Source organism: Nioella ostreopsis, assembly GCF_004000255.1.
GTDB classification, from domain to species: domain Bacteria; phylum Pseudomonadota; class Alphaproteobacteria; order Rhodobacterales; family Rhodobacteraceae; genus Nioella; species Nioella ostreopsis.
Genome location: NZ_RCIQ01000023.1, coordinates 38,140 through 54,173, shown reverse-complemented (window position 1 = coordinate 54,173; position 16,034 = coordinate 38,140). Strand labels below are relative to the sequence as shown.

General features: G+C 55.9%; 9 protein-coding genes. 3 read left to right on the top strand and 6 right to left on the bottom strand.

Annotation, left to right across the window (positions count from 1 at the left end; all coding sequences use genetic code 11):
* Nucleotides 1–28: 28 nt before the first annotated feature.
* A complete protein-coding gene (locus EP237_RS18970) occupies nucleotides 29–3,343 on the top strand; it encodes a phospholipase D-like domain-containing protein (RefSeq protein WP_240661694.1) in 3,315 nt (1,104 codons plus the stop codon).
* 164 nt (nucleotides 3,344–3,507) lie between these two features.
* On the opposite strand, the gene EP237_RS18965 is transcribed toward EP237_RS18970, so the two are convergent.
* On the bottom strand, nucleotides 3,508–4,461 hold the full coding sequence (locus EP237_RS18965) for a GlxA family transcriptional regulator (RefSeq protein ID WP_127562461.1): 954 nt from the start codon (nucleotides 4,459–4,461) through the stop codon (nucleotides 3,508–3,510).
* Nucleotides 4,462–4,552: 91 nt separating this feature from the next.
* On the opposite strand from EP237_RS18965, the gene EP237_RS18960 reads away from it, so the two are divergent.
* Entirely contained in the window at nucleotides 4,553–5,341 is a 789-nt protein-coding gene (locus tag EP237_RS18960; protein WP_127562460.1) for a class II aldolase/adducin family protein, read from the top strand.
* Between the two features lie 386 nt (nucleotides 5,342–5,727).
* The gene (locus tag EP237_RS18955; protein ID WP_127562459.1) at nucleotides 5,728–9,729 is read left to right on the top strand and encodes an NACHT domain-containing protein; all 4,002 of its coding nucleotides are present in this window, start codon (nucleotides 5,728–5,730) and stop codon (nucleotides 9,727–9,729) included.
* A gap of 1,636 nt (nucleotides 9,730–11,365) precedes the next feature.
* Here the strand turns inward: EP237_RS18955 and EP237_RS18950 are convergent.
* The 5 genes from EP237_RS18950 to EP237_RS18930 all read right to left on the bottom strand — a co-directional run bounded on the left by EP237_RS18950 (nucleotide 11,366) and on the right by EP237_RS18930 (nucleotide 16,028).
* A complete protein-coding gene (locus tag EP237_RS18950) occupies nucleotides 11,366–11,773 on the bottom strand; it encodes a hypothetical protein (RefSeq protein WP_127562458.1) in 408 nt (135 codons plus the stop codon).
* A 22-nt stretch (nucleotides 11,774–11,795) separates the two neighbouring features.
* Complete coding sequence (locus tag EP237_RS18945; RefSeq protein ID WP_127562457.1) at nucleotides 11,796–14,606, bottom strand: VapE domain-containing protein; 2,811 nt, start codon at nucleotides 14,604–14,606, stop codon at nucleotides 11,796–11,798.
* Nucleotides 14,596–14,925 carry a hypothetical protein gene (locus EP237_RS18940; RefSeq protein WP_127562456.1) on the bottom strand — a complete coding sequence of 110 codons (330 nt, stop codon included), beginning with the start codon at nucleotides 14,923–14,925 and terminating at the stop codon, nucleotides 14,596–14,598. Before EP237_RS18940 ends, EP237_RS18945 begins: the two co-directional genes overlap by 11 nt.
* On the bottom strand, nucleotides 14,918–15,193 hold the full coding sequence (locus EP237_RS18935) for a helix-turn-helix transcriptional regulator (RefSeq protein WP_240661693.1): 276 nt from the start codon (nucleotides 15,191–15,193) through the stop codon (nucleotides 14,918–14,920). The genes EP237_RS18940 and EP237_RS18935 overlap by 8 nt, the downstream gene beginning before the upstream one ends.
* Before the next feature lie 124 nt (nucleotides 15,194–15,317).
* Nucleotides 15,318–16,028 (bottom strand): hypothetical protein, encoded by a 711-nt coding sequence (locus EP237_RS18930; RefSeq protein WP_164744769.1) that lies wholly within the window; start codon nucleotides 16,026–16,028, stop codon nucleotides 15,318–15,320.
* Nucleotides 16,029–16,034 lie beyond the last annotated feature (6 nt).

Genomic DNA, 16,034 nt, shown 5'->3' with positions numbered 1-16,034 from the left:
GGCCTGGGGAGACAATGCAACGCGCCCAGTGAGTGACCTAGTCAAAACTGTTCTAAGGCAACCGAGTTGTTTGATTGTCACAGGTTATCAGGACTTCCTGTCTTCTCTGACCATCTTGCTTGAAACAGTCGATGACCTTAGCGAACGCCCTGAGGGCAGCATTCGCATTGTCTTTGGCTCCAACTCCGAAACACGACAGGCTTTAGGTGGCAGCAGCCGATCAGTAGCAGAGGAAGCGCGCCAGCATTTTCTTGGCGCTAGGGGCTTTTCGGTTGTTGATCTCGCCGATCTGCGGGCAGTTCTTGCAATGGACGCAATCGAGCGCGGGATAATCAAATTTCGTATTTTCGATCCTGATCTGGCAGAAGAGAAACTAGGGCGCCGTCCACCAATGCTTCACGCGAAGCTTATTGTTGGTAGCCACAAGGCGCTTTCGGGAAGTGCCAATTTCTCGATCAACGGTTTGCGCCGCAATCTGGAATTCATGGACGACGCCGATGCCTGGCCCGAACTTGCGACTGCGCGTTGCGCGGCCGCTGAGCAATATTGGGACATGGGGCGCGATTGGACTGAACCAGCGCTGGAAATCCTGCGAGCGCTCATCCGCCTCGTCTCCCCCGAAGAAGCAATGGCTAGAACGGTTGACGAAGCCACAACCTTCACCCCCTGGCGTGTCGCGGGCGAAACCAGCGCCGGACGTCTGCCACAGCCCTTCCAGGCCGAACTTGTCTATGAGGCCGCGTGCACGGTCTATGAGCATGGCTTTGCCTTTGTCGAAGCGCCAACTGGTGCCGGGAAGACCGACATCGGAAAACACTTGGCAACGGTTCTGCCAGTCAGCCATGGGCAGACGGTCTTTTCTTGGGGCGAGCGCGCCGACCAACAACGGCTTGGGTCACTTGCATTGATTCCGGCCAGCGTTCTGAAGAACTGGACAACAAACGCGCCTACGAACTTCAAACCGATCAAGCACAGTCACCTGTCGCGGCGAGGTAAGGAGGAGACTGCGGAATTGGACGAGATCAACCGGGCGGTCCGTTCGTCTGCATCAATGATCGTCGATGAAAGCCACCGACTGAGTTCGCGATACCTTTCACCTTCTGCACGTTCGCTTGTCTTCGAACGCAGTCCGGCGATCTGGACTGCCTGTTTGTCGGCCACGCTAATGGGAAACCAGGGCCTGGACGGCTTACTTGCATTCCATGAGAAGCGCGCCTCGATCTATGTGCCTCCGCCCATCACGGAGCAGATCAACCAACACATGGCCAAGGTTCGAAAGCGGGGAGAGCTCGTGCGCCACCTCGACCAGATGAACCGCCGGATCGAAGATCAAAGCGTGCAGGACGACCTGTTCGACAGCGCGGAAGCACTACAGGTCGAAGTCAACAAAGTCGAACGCCAGCTAGAGACCGGCGGGCTGCAAATCAGTGCGCTTCAGGAAGGATTGGCCGACGCCCTGGCGCCATACGTCGTGCGGCGCCAACGGGATTGCATTGGGGAGAGTGCGGATCGAAAGTCCGGCGCTTTCGTTTACCCAACTATCCGAAGCCACCGAGAGGATACGGCGCTGAGTGATCAGCAGCGCCAAATTATTGAGCGGATCAAGGCATTGGCGGAATGCATTACGACTGGGGTGACCCTTGTGTCTGCTGATCCCCAACGCGCCGCCCACACAGAAATCAAATTCCACGACAAATCGCGCATTCACATCCGGAACTTCCTCGCTTTGCTGCGCGCGTCGATAACCTTTGCACGCGAAGAATGGGCCCGCGAGCGTGACAGCGAAGCCGATCAGCGAGGGCGGGCATCAATCGGAGAAAACCTAAGACGCGCCGAGAAACAGAACGCCCGCGGTATTGCCATTCCGGATGGCGCGTTAACCGAAGAAGTCGATGCCGAAACTGAGGGCAGCGAAACGCCGATTTGTGACCGGATCAGCAGACTTCTGAATCACCCTAGCCTCGACAGCATTGATGAAGCCAGGGCCGGCGTCATGCGAGACATCCTTCGAAAGCATGGCCATGCCATCTTCCTTGCAGAACGGGTCGGCGTGCTCGAGGTCTATGCCAGGCTTCTTGCTGGGCATCGCGGAAGAGGACCCGAAGTCTTCGTGGTCGCACCTGGTGCACGGATCAAGACCGGCAAGAAGCTGCATCACATCCGATCCGGAGCAGATGCGCAGGAGTACTTTGGCATCGACGGGAAGCATGTCGACCCGCTAAAGCAACGGGCCATGTTCCTCACATTCCAGATGGCAGAAGGGATCAACCTCCAAATCGCTTCTGCGCTTGGGATCATTGGCGTCACGTCGGACGTCAAGAGCCTTATTCAGGGTTTGGGCCGGATCGACCGGATCGACAGTCCCAATTCCCGCATCCACTACTACACCTTCGACCTTCCCGGGCTGGTTCTGTCGTCAGATCACAAGGCGCGCGCTCGTGTAGCTAGCATCGCGCTACTGTCGGGTGTTGGCGCGGAAGACCTACCATCGGAACTGGTTGAGTTTTCTGCAGGTGATCTGACCGATCTTGTTCTCGAACAGGTCAAGAAACCTCGCATCCTCCGTCCCAACAACTACTTCGATCAGCTTGAAACTCTGCGGCGTGTGTTGCCGGCTGACGTTCTGGAACGGGTCTCGAACGCAAACCCTCGTGGCCTTTGGGGCGCCGAACTTTGCCTCCTGTCCTCAGTTGAGCCACTCACAATTCTTCTCTTGGGCAGTCGCACAGGCAACCCCCAAGACCCTGCGGTCCTACCGCCTCGCCTGATTGCCGTTCGAGATGCCGATGGGCGCGCAGAGATCATTGGCGACCAGGTCGAAGCAGCTAGACTCCTATCCGCCGCCTATGCCGAAACGCGCCGCCGAGGCATGCAAAGCCACCGCCTAGAACTGAATGCGATATCCGGCACTTTTAGCCGGCTTGGCAGCACCCTTGCGCATCTGACCCACTGGGATGTTCGGCCAGCTCGAACGGTTTCACTTCTTTCCTCTCTTGCTAGTTTTCTGTCAGGCAACGAAAAAGGTGATGCAGGTCAAGCGCTCTTCGGTTCCTTAACGCTGCCGACGCTGGAAAAGCTCGCAGAAGCCTGGGCACACGAACTCGATGTATTCTGGATCGAGGCTAAAGAGACGGTTAGCCAAAGGAGTGCGTCTGGCACCGAAATCCCTGACTATCTGGGGATCGACGCGATCTACCAGGCGTTCCAAGAGCAACCAGACGATGTCCGCTCAGCTGTAAGTGAAAGGATGCAGGAACTCTTTGCTCGGTGCACGGCATTGTCAGAGGGGCAACCGATCGATGTTCTGAGCCGGGTGGCCGTCATCTTCGAAGCCAGACAGTAGGCCGAAACCTCTTCCGAGCCCTGCCACGATTGGCTTTACGGAGTTGATGCTCTCGGCCCATTCCTGCCGTTCATCGAGACTGGCCACGCCGCAATACACTTCACCGAACCGGACTATCGCTGCGAGCGCAATATCCGCTCGTGCTCGAACTCACATACTGCGGACTAAGCTGCCGTATTGCTTTTTGGCTTTGTGGCCCGATTTCGTATCTGTCTTGGCGAATAACCGTAGTGGACACGTATTGCCCGAGTGAAACTCGATAGGGATTCGAAACCGCTGGCCCGCGCGATCTCGGTGGTGCTTAGCTGGGAATTGATGATGAAATGGTGTCCGACCTCCAGCCTTCGTGCTTGGTAATAGGCGGAAGGGGTCTGATTGTAAGTCGCCTGACAGCGTCTGCGCAGCTGCTTTTCCGACACGCCCAAGCGCTTGCATATCTCTTTGATCGAGATTGGCTCTGACACGTTTTCAGCCATGAGCTGGTGCATCTGTAGTAGCACGGGATCAGCTGTATTCGGGCTACGTTGTGGGGTCTCGCTGCGCCTGACCTCGCCGTGCACCATACCGTACGCAGTGACCGATGCGAGGTCCTCGTCAACGTCGCGGGCAATCCAGGCCAGAACTGCATCGCCTGTTGCTGTGCCGCCAGCCGCTGTGAGCCGTCGCCCGTCCAGACAGTATATCTGATCGGTGATGTGGATATCGGGCCAGCGTTCGCGAAATGCGGCTTCCGCTTCATAGTGCAGCACGGCCTTTACGCCATCCAGCAAACCCAGTTCTGCAAGTATGACCGTCCCTGTATCAACACCTCCGATCACACAGGGGCGTGTTGTGGCGCGCGATGTGAAAGCACGCACCCGCGCCGTGAGATGATCTAAGGGATTGCATCCGGCGCAAAGGAGTATGAGATCCGCATCTGGGCCGTCTTGCCAATCGACCGTGTCCGGGGCGATTAGCGCGCCGTTTGACGCTTGAACCGGGAGATTTGTAGCGGACCGTGTTTGCCAGCAAAACACCTCCTTACCTGCGCATTTGTTGGCCACGCGCAGTGTTTCGGTTGCCAGAACATAGGCCAGCATCTGGAATTCCGGGAACAGAATGAACGTGACATTTGCCATACTGGGAGTATTTGGCGCAAAATTCGACACTTCAAGTCAAGTTTCTTGTCGAAGAAGGTCTATCCTCCTGCGAAAATTGAGGAGAGACCTTATGAACATCATGACCCCAACCCCGACCGGCCAGAGACCTGCCAATTGCGGTGATGCAGAATGGGAAGCCCGTTGCGAACTAGCGGCCATCTACAATGCGCTGGTCAAGTACCGTCTGACAGACGTGACCAACCAATGGCACGCGATCCGCGTGCCCGGAGAAGACGCTCTGCTGACACATCACTATGGTTGGATGCATGAGGAAGTCACCGCATCCAACCTGATCAAGGTTGGCTTTGATCGGACGAACCACAATCCCGAAAACGGCGCGCCGAACCCATCTGCCACCGAAATCGGGAAGCTGTTCTTTGAAGCGCACCCGAACATGAACTGCATCATGCACATTCACACCAAGGCGATCATGGGCGTGTCGGCACAGAAAGAAGGGCTTCAACCACTCAGTCAGGCCTACCTGATGATCGGTGGCGGCGATGTTCTTGGGTACACCGATTATGAATTCGAATGTACGGACGATTTTCTGGCGGGTCTTTTGAAAGCAGGGATCGGAAAAAAGGCAATCGTCGAGGCCTGGCATGGCGCGTTTGTCTTCGGTGCCACTGCGGGGGAAGCCTTCTTCCGGTCCTTCTATCTCGATCAGGCTTGTGCAGTTCAACTCGAGGTGCAGCAATCAGCAGCGGGCGGCGCGACCATTCGTGAAATCCCCGAGCAGGAAATCAAACGCCATCTCGCCGATATGAGCACTAGTGATTGGTACGGGTACGAAGGCGAATTGGAATGGCTCGCCATCCGCCGCCGCCTTGATGTCGAAGCGCCACATTACACTGGCTGACCTTCAGAAATTGAAATGGTAAATGCTGCGGGGCCCATGACATGAAGTCGGAGCAAACACCCTTTCCGACAGTCATGGGCCGTGCATCATCCGGTGATATGGGCTCGAGCCGACTTGCGACGGTGCGGTACAGTCGGGGTGTTCGACCCGGTGCCCCCACCGCTCTCGGCCCGAAGCCCGGTGCCCCCACCGCTCTCGGCCCTTTGCTGCCATTCACTCGATGATCGGCATGCTGCGGCGCGGCCCGTCAGACCGGACATTCGCCACGAGTTTAGTTTGTTTGTGTCGCGAGCTCATGATGCAGGCACTTGGAAGGAAGGTCGCCGGCGTGACTTCAGTACCTAATTTAGCTGGAAGGATGCAGCCCAACACCATATCTTGCATCCATGAGCGCAAGTTTCTACCTGCCACGCACACTATTAGACGACAACCAAACCTACAGTGAAGCTCAGCTTCTTGCAGGTCCGCGTTTTGTTGTTGTCTTGGCGGAGCCGGGCGGCGGCAAAACCAGCCTTATGGAGAGCTTGGCAAGGCAACTTAAGACCACAGTCGTTACAGCTAACCGGTTCATCCATACTGGCGCATTTGCTACCGGCCAGCCACTTGTCATTGATGCTTACGATGAATTGGCAAAAGTAGACGCAAGCGGCATTGACAAACTGCTCGCAGCCGCGCTTTCCGTAGGCCCGTCAAGGTTACTAATCTCAAGTAGATCAAGCGAATGGGACAACTCAGCAAATAGCGTCTTTCAAGACTATTTTGGCGAGAAGCCACTTGTCGCGCGGCTGACCGAGTTCACCACGGATGAGCAAAAGAGAATTTTCGAAAACTATGTCCCAAGCGAAGACTACGATGTTTTCCAATCCGAGGTTGCGAGGTTTGACTTAGAGGCACTTCTACCCAATCCTCAATTTCTTAAGCTCTTTGCAGACGCCTTCATTGAGAGCGGTCGTAGATTTTCCGACAAACGATCAATTTTTCAACAAGCGTTGGAGAGATTAGCAAAAGAAGTCAATCCTAGTGTGAGGAAGGCTTCCGGTTCTTTGTCTGCAATCCAGAAGGTGCAAGCCGCATCGGAGGTATTTGCAAAATTGTTAATGTCAGGTGCAGAAGGCGTAACAACCAGTGAAGCAAGCGAAGACGCTCTTTATCCGCTTATGGAAACTCTGGTTGCGGACGCTAGCAGCAAGCAAACAATCCTAGCAACCCGGATGTTCAAACCGGGTGAGACTGTTGACAGTCATCGGCCGGTCCACAAGATCATCGCAGAATACTCGGCAGCGGACTACCTCACAAAACGAATAGCCGACCCAAGTGACGTGCTTACACTTGAGCGATGCTTGCCAATCATCGCGCCAAACTCAACTGTACGTGATGAACTACGAGGACTTGTTGGCTGGATGGCTTCGCTTGGAAACAAGCCCATACAAGAAGCTGCCATTGACCTCGACGCTTACGCTGTTCTTGCGAACGGCGATCCATCCCAACTGGCCTCAACATCAAAGCGCCGCCTTATTCGGTGCCTGAAGGACGTTGAAGACCAAGACCCGTATTTTCGTAGAGGTGACTTCTGGAGGCGATTTAGTGTTGCAGGCCTATTCAGTGCGGAAGTCATTGAGGAGGTCAGACCTCACCTTTCCCCACAATCAGAAGGACAATTTCGCGACCTAATTCTTGAACTGCTGGAAGGCTCGCCAGCGACGGCGCAAATGTCTGTTGAGTTGAGTGCACTTTGTCTTTCGAACGAAGCAAATGAACATACGCGTGTCATGGCGGCTATGCTGTTGCTGGCAACTCCGGGATACAGCCATGATGCCAACTTGGCTCAGTTGATCTTCCAAGCCGATCCCGTGTCTATGAAGGTAGCTGCAAAGCTCATCCAACAGTCGGGGGTTTCTCAATTCTCAATCAGCTATCTGACGGGCTATCTACGAGTCTTTGCAAACCTGTATCCACGAGCGAGACGGTCCAGTGAACGTGTCATTGGCGCTAGGTACTTTTTACGTAACCTTATCAAAACACTGGACTACAAGCAGACTACAGACGTGCTTGACTCTCTGTCGGTGGATTTGACGTGTAAATGTGGCCAGAAAGCCCATGATTGCCACTGTCGAAATGGAACCAGCAAGATCATCGGATTATTATTGGATCATTATTGCGATGTCAGCGACAAACCGCACGACCCAAAGCGATTCTGGGGTTGGGTAAAGAACCTAAATTTCCATAGCTCTATGTCGCCAGATCGCTCAGCATCTGTCCGATTGCTGAGGGATGACGACGATCTTCGGCAAGGTATCATGCAAATCGCATTAGGTCATGAAACCGACGAAGAGCGAATAAGAGAAATCCGATTTGAGCAGTTCGAATGGGAGTCCCACTCCGGGCTTCACTTCCAGCCTCAGGACTGGGAGTTCATGGCGAACCTAGCGTTTCAATCAAAAAACATAGGTCTTTGGAGTAGCTTTGTTGCAACCCACAGTCACCATCGAAAGCCGGAAGATCGCGGGCCCGATAAACTGCGTCGGCTCATGCGCGAACAGGCACTCCAGCATATCGATTTTTTGAAGGTGTGGACACAAAAAAATCGCCAATTCGAAGTCATGATGCGCGAGCATCGGGACAAAAAATACTGGTTTGAGAGGAGGCGGAAACGGCGAGACGCTGCAATCAAGGACGCGAACGCGAAATCCCTTCAAGAGAACAAAGCGCTAATCGAGAGCGGCCAGCATTGGGGCTGGCTACGATGCATTGCGAACTACTACCTCCTATCTCCGGATGAACTAACAAAGGAAATTGGACCGGACATTGACCCCGAGTTAGTGCTGAGAAACAGTTTCGCGTTTCTTGCTCCCCACATACCAACACTCGAACAGGTAGCGACTAGTGGCGGTAACTTGGCCATTATACGCACTCTTCATGCGGCCTGTTTGGCAGAGTACCGGACAGAAGGTAATTTGAACAATGTGGACGTCGCCATTCTCGAAGTCGTCAAGCCAGATTGCGGCGGATACAATGGTATTGAACAGGAAGAGGCAGAGGAATTTGAAGGTGAGATAGATCGAAGAATTTTTCTGACGATACAAGATCGTGAGACGTTTGTCCGCAGATATGTCGAACCTCAGTTAGCGCAAGGAACCAAAGGCCACACCAACTCAAGCTGGCTTGGATACAAAGAGGAGTTCCACCCACTCCGAGCAAAACTGTCCATTGACTGGTTGGCTCGCTATCGAGCACTTCCCTTCCACACTTTGGATACGCTATTCAACATCGCGGCAGGGTTTGCGGATCGTGAGCGGCTTAAGGAACTCATTCTCGAACGCTGTGCCGAGTTTATGTTTTTCTGGCCAAATCGGACCGAAGACGAAGAACTTGAGCAAAGGCGAAAGTTCTGGTTCTTGCGCGCACTATATTTCATTCCTTCGCTACCAGACGTCTACTTTGAATGGCTTGTAGCAGACAAAGATGCGGTCCTCGCCATCTATGAGCGGAGCGGACGAGGCAATCGCATCGACTATGAAGCGTGGCCAAGCCTGACCTCTTGCAAAGTAGAGGCCATCCTTGATGCGTTCATAGGGGTTTGGCCAAAAGTCCCTTTACCCAGCAGCCATGGCTCGGAGAGTCCAAAAGGTGAGAAGGCTTATCGTTGCCTTACTGAACTGGTTTGGTCAATTTCCAGCGACCATCCTGACGCAGCAATACCCGTGTTAAAACGCCTGATCGCTGATAGCCGTTACGCTGATATGGTCAAAGACCTCAAGAGCATACGCACCGCACAGACGAGAAAGAAAGCTCTTGCAGATTTCACCCCACCGACGCCACGGCAAATTGTGGAAATGCTAGACCACGGCGCGGTTGTAACGGTCGATGGGTTGAGAAAGCTCGTGCTGCACGAATTATCGCAACACCAAGCTGCAATAAACGGTGGAGAGTTCGATACGGCAAAGCTTTTCTACGCTGGAGATAAGAGGCTAGATGAAGAACCGTGCACCAAGATCATTGCTGAACGGCTAGACCTGATACTGAGGCCTCAAAGCATTACAATAACTCCAGAACACCATCTAAAGCATGATAAGCGCTGCGACTTTACGGCTGGAAAGCTCATAGGCAGCGAAAGACGTCTGCTTGTCACCGAGGTCAAAGGGCAATGGCATTCAAAGCTGTACGAGGCTGCTTCTGAACAATTGAATAACTTGTATGCGATCCACCCAGATGCAGAAAAACAAGGAATCTATCTTGTCCTTTGGTTTGGCGAGAACGAAAAAGTTGCAGGAAAGAAGAGACACGGCATCAAAAACCCGATCGATCTAAAACGTAACCTAGTAGCCGAAATCCCGCTAGAGCTTCGAGGCTTATTTGATGTTTTCGTTTTGGATATTTCTAGAAAGTAAGATGCGCATCGATATATTTTTTTGAAACCTATTTTTGCGACCATGTGCAATCGGAAATACGCTCCAACTTCCTCCCTACCAAGAACCCCGCTAATGTAGGTCAGCTTCTACGGGAGACCAAGACCGCCCACGTATATGCAGCCAATGGCCACTTCCCGCCCTTCGTTCAGGGCTACGTTCGACACTACCTTGTCACCATGGGGGCGGCTAAACCGTAGCACTTTCCCATCCTCGCCGGCCCAGCGATTGAGTTAAAAGATTGTCAAATAGTGATGATCGACCGGTTCGCTCATGGTCATTCGCCTCAAAATAATGCCAAAAAAAATTTTGGGGCGCGGGCCGCACACAATACGGGCCATAGATGAGGTGAAAAAATCGAGCAACTCCTCGAACCAACCTCTTCGCCGGCCTGAAGCTCCGCCGAGTAAGAGACTGCAGCATACCAATAGAAGCTCCTCGACGCGGGTCTATCTTCGATCCTTCACGCAACAGCCAAGGGCAGCAATCGCTCGTTTCGTAGCCATGCATGCAACGCGCAGCGCCCGCAGGCTTGGTCGCTGGGATCCGGCCAGCCCAGCGTCGGGTACCATTGCCAGCATTTCGAAGGCTCGGACGTCGGGTCAAAGAGAGAGGAGTACCGATTGGCCCGATTGCACGGATTTCGCTCCGGGTCCTTACTCGGGATTCGGGGCTGACGCGGGGGGCGCGGAGCGCGATATTAGACGATTCGGTACACTAACTAGGGGACACTCCTATATTACCTGCGCCTTGACTCATAATGTTCGGCCATGTGTTCGATATTGCTCATAATCTTGGGGCGTATGCCCTATTTTCTGTGCGGGGATTCAGGGTATCCGGGCTCACCCCCAAAGCGACCTCCGCATGAACGCACAGACGGCAAGCCCGGAGGCTTGATTTGTCCGGTTCCAGGTCAGGAGGCTTGATCGCTGGCCGGGGCGGGCGCGCTCGACGCGGCGGTCGGTTTGCCGGGCAGTCGGGCGATCCGGGAGGTGGGCTCCCAATTTTTCCACGAACCGTTGGCTGGACAGCCGTTTTCATTCCACGATCCGTTGCTGTTCCATTGTTCCATCACGTTCCATCAAGCCGATTTTTGATGGAACAGCAGTTTCGGCCTTATTTTTAAGGGGATTCCTTCTTACTGTTCCATTGTTCCATCAAATATCCCTATAGGATGAGAGAGAGGGGAAAGGGAAATAGGGGGTGATGCCCCGGTAAGCGGGCCGGGGTGCCCTACAGCCCTAGGATGCACAAAACGCCATTTTCGGAGGCGCGACTCCGGCACATAGGGGAAACCTGATGGAACAATGGAACACCTCCCGAGATACTTTTTTATAATCAGTGACTTAAACCCCTTTCCATCAAATCCGCCACGATGGAACACCCGGGCGATTTTGAGCCGCCCCGGTAAGCGCGGCGGGAAAACGCACCGCCTCCACCACCCGTGGACACATTTAACGTGTATCCACCAATCGTCGACACCGGAATTTCCACCGACCGTGGAACGCGCGTCAGCCATCAACGCCTGACCTTTCTCGTTTTCGTTGTCCACCGGGCAAAGAAAAACCCGGGCAAAACCCGGGTTCTCCACGTTTGGTTGATTTCGCCAGACTCGGATTCAGCCCTCTAAGTAAGTCGACTCCTCGAACGGCGCGTCGATGTAGGGTATCGGCGCTTCGAGTTCATAGCCGAACGCCGGGAGCAGTTCGGTCACTTCGTATCCCAGAGCGAAGCAAGCCACGACCTCGTAAAGCCGCATATACTCCTCGGGGGGCGTGGGCCGGGCCGGGCTATCCGTGTCGATCAGCCGGTGGGTGTAGGTCGGCGCGAGGGTTTCTGCGCGCAGCTCTGCACAAGGCAGCATGGTTTTCGGGGCCGCAATACCGCGCGCCAGGATCACGTCTCCTCCCGCGTTCAACAGGTATTCCACCCCGTTGCGTTCGTCGAACCAGTAGCGCGCCGGGAGGCACGCCGGATTAACGTAGTCGTAGTTTTCAGGCTCAGAGTTCCAGTCGGTCGGTGTCACAGGTTTCTCCTCAGTCTAGTTTTTAAATCAGATCGTCCAGATCGTCGTCCGGTGCCCCGGCCCGCCCCTCGGCGGGCACCCACAGCGGCCCCTCCTCGAACCGGAAGGCCCAAACGAGGTTGGAGCCGTGGTGGCGGCCCCGGGGCAGTACGGTGACGCCGGGGATCAGCTTGATCGCCCGCCCCGTCAGTTTCGCGCCCTCCCGTATGTGGGACGCTGCGGGGTTGTGGCTCACGGCCTCCCAAGCCATAGCCGCTGTGAACATGTTGCGGAGCATGGGGGTCGTGTCGTCGGCATACTCGTCCAACACCAGCCCGTCCTCGTCCACCATGACCTCGTTCGCCGGGAAGGGCTTCTCCAGCCAGTCCTGGATGACGAAAGCCAGTTCCTCGGTGTTGGTCAGCTTGCGGCTGCCCTCGGCGATTGCCGCCTGCTCAAGGATGACCTCCCGGTCGGTCAGATCGAGGCGCAGTTCCCCGGTGGGCTGCTCGGCCCGCATGTCGAGGTAGACCTGCATCGCCTCTCCCCAGATCGCCCACAGGTTCTCGTGCAGGAGGTCGGTGTCGATGGGATTGAAGCGGGTGAGAGGCGTCCGGTGAATCCAGTAGCGCCGGTTCGACGTGGGGTCGCTGAGATAGTTGTCCAGGTTCGAGGTGCCCCCGACGACGAACTGCCGGTCGAAGGTCATCTCCCGCGCGGCGTAGGCCAGCCGGTGCGTGTCAGAAGCCGTGGAGAGCATCCGTTTCAGAGTCTCCGAGTCTGCGGCCTTGGCGGCCCGCATTTCGGCCATCTCAAGGCACCAGCGGCCCCGCGTGGCTTCCACGAAGCGCCCGGTATCCTCCAGGTCGCAATCCAGTTCCGCCGCGAAGCCCCCGTGCAGGACCTTGAAGAACGACGATTTCCGCGAGCCCTCGGGGCCCTCGATGATGAAAATCTGGTCGAACTTGCAGCCCGGCTCGTAGATGCGCGCCACGGCGGCGACGAGGTAGAGGAGCATGGACTGCCGGTGGAACGGGGTGTCGGGCGTCTTGAGGTAATCGACGCTGACGCGCTCGGCGATCCCGCGTGGGCTGCCCCGGCGCTTCCATTCGGCGTGATGTTCTTCGAGGAAATCCTTGACCGGGTGGATCGGGTTCAGGACGGCAGCGGCCATGACGGCGGCCTGGACGTTCTGCTTGGAGAACTCGGTCTCGTACCCCCCGCGCGCCGCGTTGCCCGACGCGATCAGGGTGATCGCGATGTCGTCATTCTCGTCCCACTTGCGACCGTGTTTGCGGTCCTTCGGAGAGACCGTCGGCGACGGTAGCTGCATCTTCGGGGCCCGGATCGGCTTCATGCACACCGGGTCCTTGGTGAAGTCGTTGAACCGGACGCTCGGCGCGATCCGCCGGTCGTTCTGGCAGATCAAGGTGATGTTGTTCAGCGCCGGGGTGAGGTCGCCATTCGCCTTGCGGAGGAAGTTCGCCTGCCAGCCCTCGTTGGACTTTTCAGCCTTGTCCTTCTTCTTCTCGGGCTTGTCTTTCTTCTTGGCGCTGGGCTCCCCGATCAGGTCGTCCAGATCGTCCGGGACCTCGCCGATCAGATCGGCGAGATCGTCGCCCCCCTGCCCCTCGGCGTCGTCCTCGTCCTCGTCATCGAGTTCGTCCAGCACGTCGTCCAGCCCGGCGAACTGCGCGGAGGCGACATCCGGGTCGGCCTGCGCCAGCTTCACCATCGCCTTGTACGACGGAAACTGCGAGGGCGACATGTCCTCTTTGGTGTCGTCGTCCAGATGCCCGAACTTGTGGACGCGGAGCAGGTCCCAAGCGTTCGCGCTGCCATCCAGCGGGTCCGAGCCGTGGTTGGAGTGCAAGAACAGGCCGTCCTCGTAGACCACCGCCCCGTTCGAGGCCGTGCCCGGGGCGTAGGTATAGCGAATTTCGGTCTCGCTATCGCCCGGGATGTAGGTTTCAGACAGCCACTTCTCGATCACGTCCTCGACCGTATAGGCCCGGCAGAACGCGCCGATGGGGTTCGGCTTCTCGCGCGGGTCCGCCATAGTGGCGTTCGGATCGCCGTTGCGGACCTTCTCATCCTCTTGGTGCGGGAGCGCGAGGACATTGGACCATTCCGGGTGCCCGGCAAGGAACTCGTCCACGTCGAGGACCGGCGCGACGTTCTCCTCGGTGAAGAACTCCTGACCTTTCGAGATCGACGGCCAGAACATCGTCTGGTTCGCCCGGAAGGACACCAGGTCAACGATCTCGATGCTCTCGCCCGGCTCGTCCAACAGGAAGGTCGCCACAAGCCGGTGGATCGCATGGCTCTCGTCCAGCGTCATGAGTCGGTTGACCCAGACGATCAGGCGAACCTTCGGTTTTTCCGGGTAGTGCGACCGGCTGGTGTGCATGAACCACGCCCACTTGCTGACAGGCGTCAGCCCGGCCCGGATCGCCGCGATCTGCTCATGGTTCGCGTGGTCGATGTCCAGCACGACAGCCGACTTGCCGAGGAGGTCGGTTTTCTTGCGGGCGTTCCCCGAGTAGACGGCGGTCGTGTAGTTGCCGGGCATCCGCTTGTGACGCAGGAGCCGGTCGTTGGCGTCCTTGTCGCCCTTGGCCGCCTTCATCTTCAACGCCTGATACTGCGCGAAGGTGATCGACGTGTCCTCAAGCGGCTCGGACAGCTTGCGGATCAGCTTCTTGACCGACCACCGCTCATTCGCGATGCGGCCAAGGCCCTTGCCTTTACCCACCGCGATCTTGAGCGTGGTGTTATCGATCAGTGACTTCTGTGGGTCAGGGTCCCGAATCTGGCCGGAGCACACAGCCGCTGAGCTGACACTAGTCATCATTGGACGGTCCCTCACCCTCGGGGAAAAAACCGTGAAAAAAGCGCGTACTGGTGTGCTCAGGAATATCATCGAGCACAAGCCTGCAAGCGTATCCCCCAAGCAGATCCGGGAGCCACTCAAGGCGGGCCATGAGTGCCTCATCAGCCCCCACCCTTCGAGCCAGCATCTCGCGCTCCTTGCGCTCAAGCAGAGCAAAATACCTCGCCAACTGACGGTCCATGCCCCGATTCACGAGCTGCGCCGCTCGCGAACAAGCGAGCGCCTCGAGGGTGTCTTCGGCAATCGTGTGGTCCCAGTGAAGTTCTTCATGTTCAGGCATTGGTTGCCTCCAGTGCATCCAGAGAACACTCCTTGGCGAATACAGCCGCGGTACAGCTTGCAATAAAAGCATCAAGCCAAGCCTCGGGCATCGCCGACGCACGCTCACTCAGCTTGATGAAAGGAGGGAAACGCCCTTCGCTAATCATCGCATAGACCTGAGATCGGCTCAGCCCTACGCGCGAGAAAACTTCCGCAGGCCTCAGCATCCGTCCGGCTGGTTCGATGCTTTGCCAGTCGGGTGAGTGCAAGTGGTTAATCTTGTTCATTTCTGGATCCTTTCGGCTCTGACCGTGTGACCTTGATCGTCACTGGACCCAGCATTTCACTGCACTCGATCTCCCGGCAGGGCGGAAAATCTGAAAATTTAACAGAAAAATATTTCTTTTAATATCAGCAGGCTAAAAGCCTTTCCCGATACTCTTTCTGGAACTTCTCCCACATCATCTCATCCTTTGCATCTCGAGACGCGACATGCTTGTACTCTTGAACGAGTTCTGAAATGCGCCTGAGGCTTGGCAATGACCAGGACAGCTTGATGTCAGAAGGAATCCCACTGAGGACGCGCTCAAAATGCAATGATTTCTGCTGCTCAACTACTGCGCTAAGTACTTTTTCAATGAAAACCAGCGTTTTCTGTGCGCTTTGATCATGATCGCCGAAAGTGTAGCGAGGCTCGTCCCCACTCAGGGCACTGTATAGGCCAAGGATTCTGGGAAAGAATTTATCCCGCCAGGCGCCCACCCTGCGCTTGCGCGCGCGATTTGCGCTCAACTCTCGACACAAAGCTTCCTCTTGAGCCATGAGGACGGAAAGCTGCTCTTTACTAAAAGACGGTAGCAAAATCCCGATGCCAGACGCTGTTTCTGCGACCTCAGAGTACTCAATTGCATTCCGAATAGTTCTCAGAACCTTCTTCTGTGTTTCTCTTGAGAGGATGTTGTTGAGTTGCTCTTCGACACTTTGATTTATTATTTCACTGAGAATTTTCTGGACTTCGCCAATCGGAACACCCTCGAGGTCTTCTTTACCCTTAACGAGCTGTATGGCTTCGTAGGTGTCCTGACCCTGAAGCCAGAGAACCTGCTGGAACTGGTCTGCCAATCGCAA

Excerpts from the sequence above, each read along its gene's own strand:
- EP237_RS18965 (WP_127562461.1), bottom strand. The coding sequence starts at position 4,461 with ATGGCAAATGTCACGTTCATTCTGTTCCCGGAATTCCAGATGCTGGCC.
- EP237_RS18960 (WP_127562460.1), top strand. The coding sequence starts at position 4,553 with ATGAACATCATGACCCCAACCCCGACCGGCCAGAGACCTGCCAATTGC.
- EP237_RS18955 (WP_127562459.1), top strand. The coding sequence starts at position 5,728 with ATGAGCGCAAGTTTCTACCTGCCACGCACACTATTAGACGACAACCAA.
- EP237_RS18945 (WP_127562457.1), bottom strand. The coding sequence starts at position 14,606 with ATGATGACTAGTGTCAGCTCAGCGGCTGTGTGCTCCGGCCAGATTCGG.
- EP237_RS18940 (WP_127562456.1), bottom strand. The coding sequence starts at position 14,925 with ATGCCTGAACATGAAGAACTTCACTGGGACCACACGATTGCCGAAGAC.
- EP237_RS18935 (WP_240661693.1), bottom strand. The coding sequence starts at position 15,193 with ATGAACAAGATTAACCACTTGCACTCACCCGACTGGCAAAGCATCGAA.